This window comes from Pseudomonas sp. P7779, from assembly GCF_013386315.1.
Lineage (GTDB): Bacteria > Pseudomonadota > Gammaproteobacteria > Pseudomonadales > Pseudomonadaceae > Aquipseudomonas.
In genome coordinates, this window is sequence record NZ_JACARZ010000206.1 from 1 (window position 1) to 4,490 (window position 4,490).

A 4,490-nucleotide genomic window follows, 5' to 3' on the forward strand; every position below is an offset into this window, starting at 1 on the left:
GCTGGTGGGCGGGCACGTGATCGACACCCTGGGCCTGGGCAGCCTCGGGTTTGCCGCGGCGGGCTTTATCCTGTTGTCGATCCTGCTGGCGCTGTGGCTGATGACCGCCAAGACCCGCGCCGTCTGCGCCTGAGCCTTCAGGGCAGGGAAGTGAACAGCTCCCGTCTGGCACCTTCGGTAATCGCCACGATGCCGGGGTGCTTGACCTTGCGCTCCACCGAGATTGCATAAAACGATTCGGTCACCGCATCCGTCTGGCCGATCAGCGCCACGCCATACTGGCGTTCCACCTCGTCGGCAATCACGCTCGGCGCGATAAAAATCCCGCTGCCGGATTGGCCAAAGGCCTGCATCAACGCGCTGTCGTCAAATTCCCCGACAATCCGCGGCTGGATCTGCTGCTCGGCAAACCAGCGCAGCAAACGGCTGCGCACCACCGTCTCCGCCCCCGGAATCAACAGCGGCGCACCCTGCAGGCATTGTGGGAAATCGCCGCGATGCTGGTCAGCCAATGCCTGGGTTGCGAAGAAACTGATGCCGCATTCCCCGAGCTTCTGGCTGTAGCCCTTGATGTCCAGGTGCGGCGGCATCGGGCTGTCGGAGATCACCAGGTCCAGGCGCTGGATCGCCAGGTCCGCCAGCAAGCGTTCGAGTTTGTCTTCACGGCAGGTGATGCGGATCGGCTCGCTCAACTCCATGGTTGGCGCAATCAGCCGATAGACGATGGACTTGGGCACCACATCCGCGACGCCAACCCGGAACAGGATCTGCTGCTCATTGGGCTGGGTGCGCAACATCGCTTCAAGCTCATTGCCCAGCTGGAACATCTGCTCGGCATAGGGCAGCGCCTGGCGCCCGGCTTCGGTCAGCTCCAGCTGGCGCCCGACCTTCTGGAACAATGCCACGCCAAAGGTCTGTTCCAGCAGGCTGATCTGCCCGCTGATGGTCTGCGGCGTGAGGTTCAGTTGCTCGCAGGCGCGCACGATGCTGCCGGTCTTGGCGACGACCCAGAAGTAGTGCAGTTGTCGGTAATTGAGCATGGCGGCCAATACTTCGTGAAAACCGAAGTATAAACGAAAAAAATACGAATTTTCCTGAAGTGTTCCCCTGCATAGAATGCGTCGCTATCGAGGGGCCACTACTTGGACCCGAAGGTTCTAACGAGGAACGCATCATGAAACTCAATTCCCTGGGCGCAACGGCGTTACTTGGGCTTTCATTAGTCATGCTCAGTGGCTGTGACCAAGCGGAAAAAAGCGCGCAACAACTGCTGGGCAAGGCCACCGAGTCGGCCAAGCAAGTGATTGACGACACCCACCAGGCCGCCGAACAGGCGTTGAGTGACGCGACCAAGGGCTTGATCGCACCGCCGCAAGGCAAGCCGGACAAGCCGGAACAGGAAGACAGCAAGCCTGAGTCCACCTCCCAAGAAACCTGATACCCGCACACAACACCAGGAATGACCTATGGAATACCTTTTACAACTGGCCGCCAGCCCGACCGCGTGGATCGCACTGGCCACCCTGATCGTCATGGAGATCGTGCTGGGGATCGATAACCTGATCTTTATCTCGATTCTCACCAACAAGTTGCCGGTGAAGCACCGGGCCAAGGCCCGCCGCATCGGCATCAGCATGGCATTGATCCTGCGTCTGGGCCTGTTGAGCACCATCGCCTTTATCGTGCAGCTGACCGAGCCGGTCATCGACATCCTGGGGCAGTCGTTCTCCTGGAAAGACATGATCCTGATCGCCGGTGGCCTGTTCCTGGTGTGGAAGGCCACCACCGAGATCCATCACAGCATGGACCCCGAGAAGGAGCATGTGGACACCGGCGCGCCGAGCGTGACCCTGGGCTTCGCCTCGGCGATTGGCCAGATCCTGCTGCTGGACATGGTGTTTTCCATCGACAGCATCATCACCGCCGTGGGCATGACCGAGCACTTGCCGATCATGATCATTGCCGTGGTGGTCTCGGTGATCGTGATGCTGGTGGCGGCCGAGCCGCTGGCCAAGTTCATCAACGACAACCCGACCATCGTGATGTTGGCCCTGGGCTTCCTCATCATGATCGGTATGACGCTGATCGCCGAAGGTTTCGGCGCCCATGTGCCAAAAGGCTATGTGTATGCGGCCATGGCGTTCTCGGCGGCTATCGAATGCCTGAACATGATGCGACGCAGCCGGCATAAACGGCTTGCTGCCAAACACTAAGGGCTGAACATAAAGGCCGACTGCATGCAGTCGGCCTTTTGCTGTCTGCTAGAATCCGCCCACTTGACGCCTTGAGGGATACCCATGAACGAGCCGATTCGCCTGACCCAATACAGCCACGGTGCTGGTTGCGGTTGCAAGATCTCACCTCAGGTACTGGAAGTGATCCTCGCCGGCAGTGGCGCACAGAACCTCGACCCCAAGCTCTGGGTAGGCAACGCTTCGCGCGATGACGCGGCGGTGTACGCCATCGACGAGGAGCGCGGCGTGGTGTCCACCACCGACTTTTTCATGCCGATCGTCGATGACCCCTTCGACTTCGGCCGCATTGCCGCCACCAATGCCATCAGCGATATCTATGCGATGGGCGGCGATCCGTTGATGGCCATCGCGATTCTCGGCTGGCCGGTCAACGTGCTGGCTCCGGAGATTGCCCGGGAAGTGATTCGCGGCGGCCGTTCCGTGTGTGACGCTGCCGGGATTCCCCTGGCCGGCGGCCACTCCATCGACGCCCCCGAGCCGATCTTCGGCCTGGCCGTCACCGGGCTGGTGGAAAAGCGCCACATGAAGCGCAACGACACCGCCACCGCCGGTTGCCAACTGTACCTGACCAAACCCCTGGGCATCGGCATCCTCACCACGGCCGAGAAGAAGGGCAAGCTGCGCGAGGCCGACGTGGGCCTGGCCCGTGACTGGATGTGCACCCTCAACAAACCCGGCAGCCGTTTTGGCAAGCTGGCCGGTGTCACGGCCATGACCGACGTCACCGGTTTCGGCCTGTTGGGCCACCTGGTGGAAATGGCTGACGGCAGCCAATTAACTGCCCGCATCGAATACGAAAAAGTCCCACGCCTGCCCGGGGTTGAGTACTACCTGGAACAGGGCTGCGTCCCCGGCGGCACCTTGCGCAATTTCGACAGCTACGCCAGCAAGCTGGGGCGCCTGAACGAACTGCACAAGCGCGTGCTGTGCGACCCGCAAACCAGCGGCGGGCTGCTGGTGGCGGTCACCCCCGAAGGCAATGCCGAATTCCTCGCCGTGGCGGCGGAGCTGGGCCTGAACCTTGAGCCGATCGGCGAACTGGTTGAGCGACAGACCAACGCGGTAGAGGTGTTCTGATGCCCATCGACATCACCGATTACCGCGATATCTTTCTCAACGACCGGCCGATGATGGATACCCGTGCGCCGATCGAGTTCATCAAGGGCGCGTTTCCCGGGGTGGTCAACCTGCCGTTGATGACCGACGACGAACGCGAACGGGTGGGCACCTGTTACAAGCAGCAAGGCCAGCAGGCGGCCATTGTTCTCGGGCACGAACTGGTGTCCGGGGCGATCAAGGCCGAACGTATCGAACACTGGGCGCGTTTTGCCCAGGCCAATCCGGATGGTCTGCTGTACTGCTTTCGCGGCGGGATGCGTTCGCAGATTGCCCAGCAATGGTTGAAAACCGAGGCGGGTATCGACTATCCGCGAGTGGGCGGTGGCTACAAGGCCATGCGGACTTTCCTGCTCGACACGGTTGAAAGCGCCACCGCGCAATGCGACTTCGTACTGTTGGGCGGCATGACCGGTACCGGCAAGACCGAAGTGCTCGGCCAGTTGAACAACGCCCTGGACCTGGAAGGCCACGCCAACCATCGCGGTTCCAGCTTCGGCAAACGCGCCACGGCGCAACCTTCCAACATCGACTTCGAAAACCGCCTGGCGGTGGACCTGCTGAAAAAGCGCGCCGCCGGTATCGAGCAGTTTGTGGTCGAGGATGAGAGCCGCATGATCGGCAGCTGCGCACTGCCGTTGCCCTTGCACAAAGGCATGCAGGGCTTCCCGATGGTCTGGCTGGAAGACAGCGTTGAAGGCCGGGTGGAGCGCATCCTGAAGGATTATGTAGTGGACCTCTGCGCCGAGTTTGTCGCGGTGTTTGGCGACACTGGCCAGGAACTGTTTGCCGAGCGCCTGACCCAGAGCCTGGCCAATATCCACAAGCGCCTGGGCGGCGAGCGGTTTGCGCGGTTGCACGCGATCATGCAGGACGCCTTGGCAGAGCAGGCCCGTAGCGGTGCGGTGGAGTTGCACCGCGGCTGGATTGAGGGGTTGTTGCGTGAGTATTACGACCCGATGTACGCGTTCCAGCGGGAAAGCAAAGGCGCACGCATCGAGTTTGCGGGAGAGCAAGCGGCGGTGGTGGAGTATTTCCGGGACAGGCTCGCTCGGCGTACGTGATTGATTGAGTTTGCCGGCCCCTTCGCGAGCAAGCCCGCTCCCACATTCGACCGCA

General features: G+C 61.4%; 5 protein-coding genes and 1 pseudogene. 5 read left to right on the forward strand and 1 reads right to left on the reverse strand.

Features of this window, described 5'->3' with window-relative positions; genetic code table 11:
* A pseudogene (locus HX869_RS31685) lies at window positions 1–133 on the forward strand (MFS transporter); the annotation flags it as partial.
* A 4-nt stretch (window positions 134–137) separates the two neighbouring features.
* Here HX869_RS31685 and nhaR read toward each other — a convergent pair.
* Complete coding sequence (gene nhaR / locus HX869_RS31165) at window positions 138–1,040, reverse strand: transcriptional activator NhaR (RefSeq protein ID WP_003211241.1); 903 nt, start codon at window positions 1,038–1,040, stop codon at window positions 138–140.
* Between the two features lie 134 nt (window positions 1,041–1,174).
* Between nhaR and HX869_RS31170 the strand changes: the two genes are divergently transcribed.
* From HX869_RS31170 to mnmH, 4 genes are all read left to right on the forward strand, one after another.
* The gene (locus HX869_RS31170) at window positions 1,175–1,438 is read left to right on the forward strand and encodes a hypothetical protein (RefSeq protein ID WP_023658942.1); all 264 of its coding nucleotides are present in this window, start codon (window positions 1,175–1,177) and stop codon (window positions 1,436–1,438) included.
* 28 nt (window positions 1,439–1,466) lie between these two features.
* Window positions 1,467–2,213, forward strand: coding sequence for a TerC family protein (locus tag HX869_RS31175; RefSeq protein WP_178904177.1), 747 nt, complete (start codon window positions 1,467–1,469; stop codon window positions 2,211–2,213).
* Between the two features lie 84 nt (window positions 2,214–2,297).
* Complete coding sequence (gene selD / locus HX869_RS31180; protein ID WP_003211248.1) at window positions 2,298–3,332, forward strand: selenide, water dikinase SelD; 1,035 nt, start codon at window positions 2,298–2,300, stop codon at window positions 3,330–3,332.
* The gene (gene mnmH / locus HX869_RS31185) at window positions 3,332–4,435 is read left to right on the forward strand and encodes a tRNA 2-selenouridine(34) synthase MnmH (RefSeq protein ID WP_178904178.1); all 1,104 of its coding nucleotides are present in this window, start codon (window positions 3,332–3,334) and stop codon (window positions 4,433–4,435) included. Before selD ends, mnmH begins: the two co-directional genes overlap by 1 nt.
* The last annotated feature ends 55 nt before the right edge of the window (window positions 4,436–4,490 follow it).

Excerpts from the sequence above, each read along its gene's own strand:
- nhaR (WP_003211241.1), bottom strand. The coding sequence starts at position 1,040 with ATGCTCAATTACCGACAACTGCACTACTTCTGGGTCGTCGCCAAGACC.
- selD (WP_003211248.1), top strand. The coding sequence starts at position 2,298 with ATGAACGAGCCGATTCGCCTGACCCAATACAGCCACGGTGCTGGTTGC.
- HX869_RS31170 (WP_023658942.1), top strand. The coding sequence starts at position 1,175 with ATGAAACTCAATTCCCTGGGCGCAACGGCGTTACTTGGGCTTTCATTA.
- HX869_RS31175 (WP_178904177.1), top strand. The coding sequence starts at position 1,467 with ATGGAATACCTTTTACAACTGGCCGCCAGCCCGACCGCGTGGATCGCA.
- mnmH (WP_178904178.1), top strand. The coding sequence starts at position 3,332 with ATGCCCATCGACATCACCGATTACCGCGATATCTTTCTCAACGACCGG.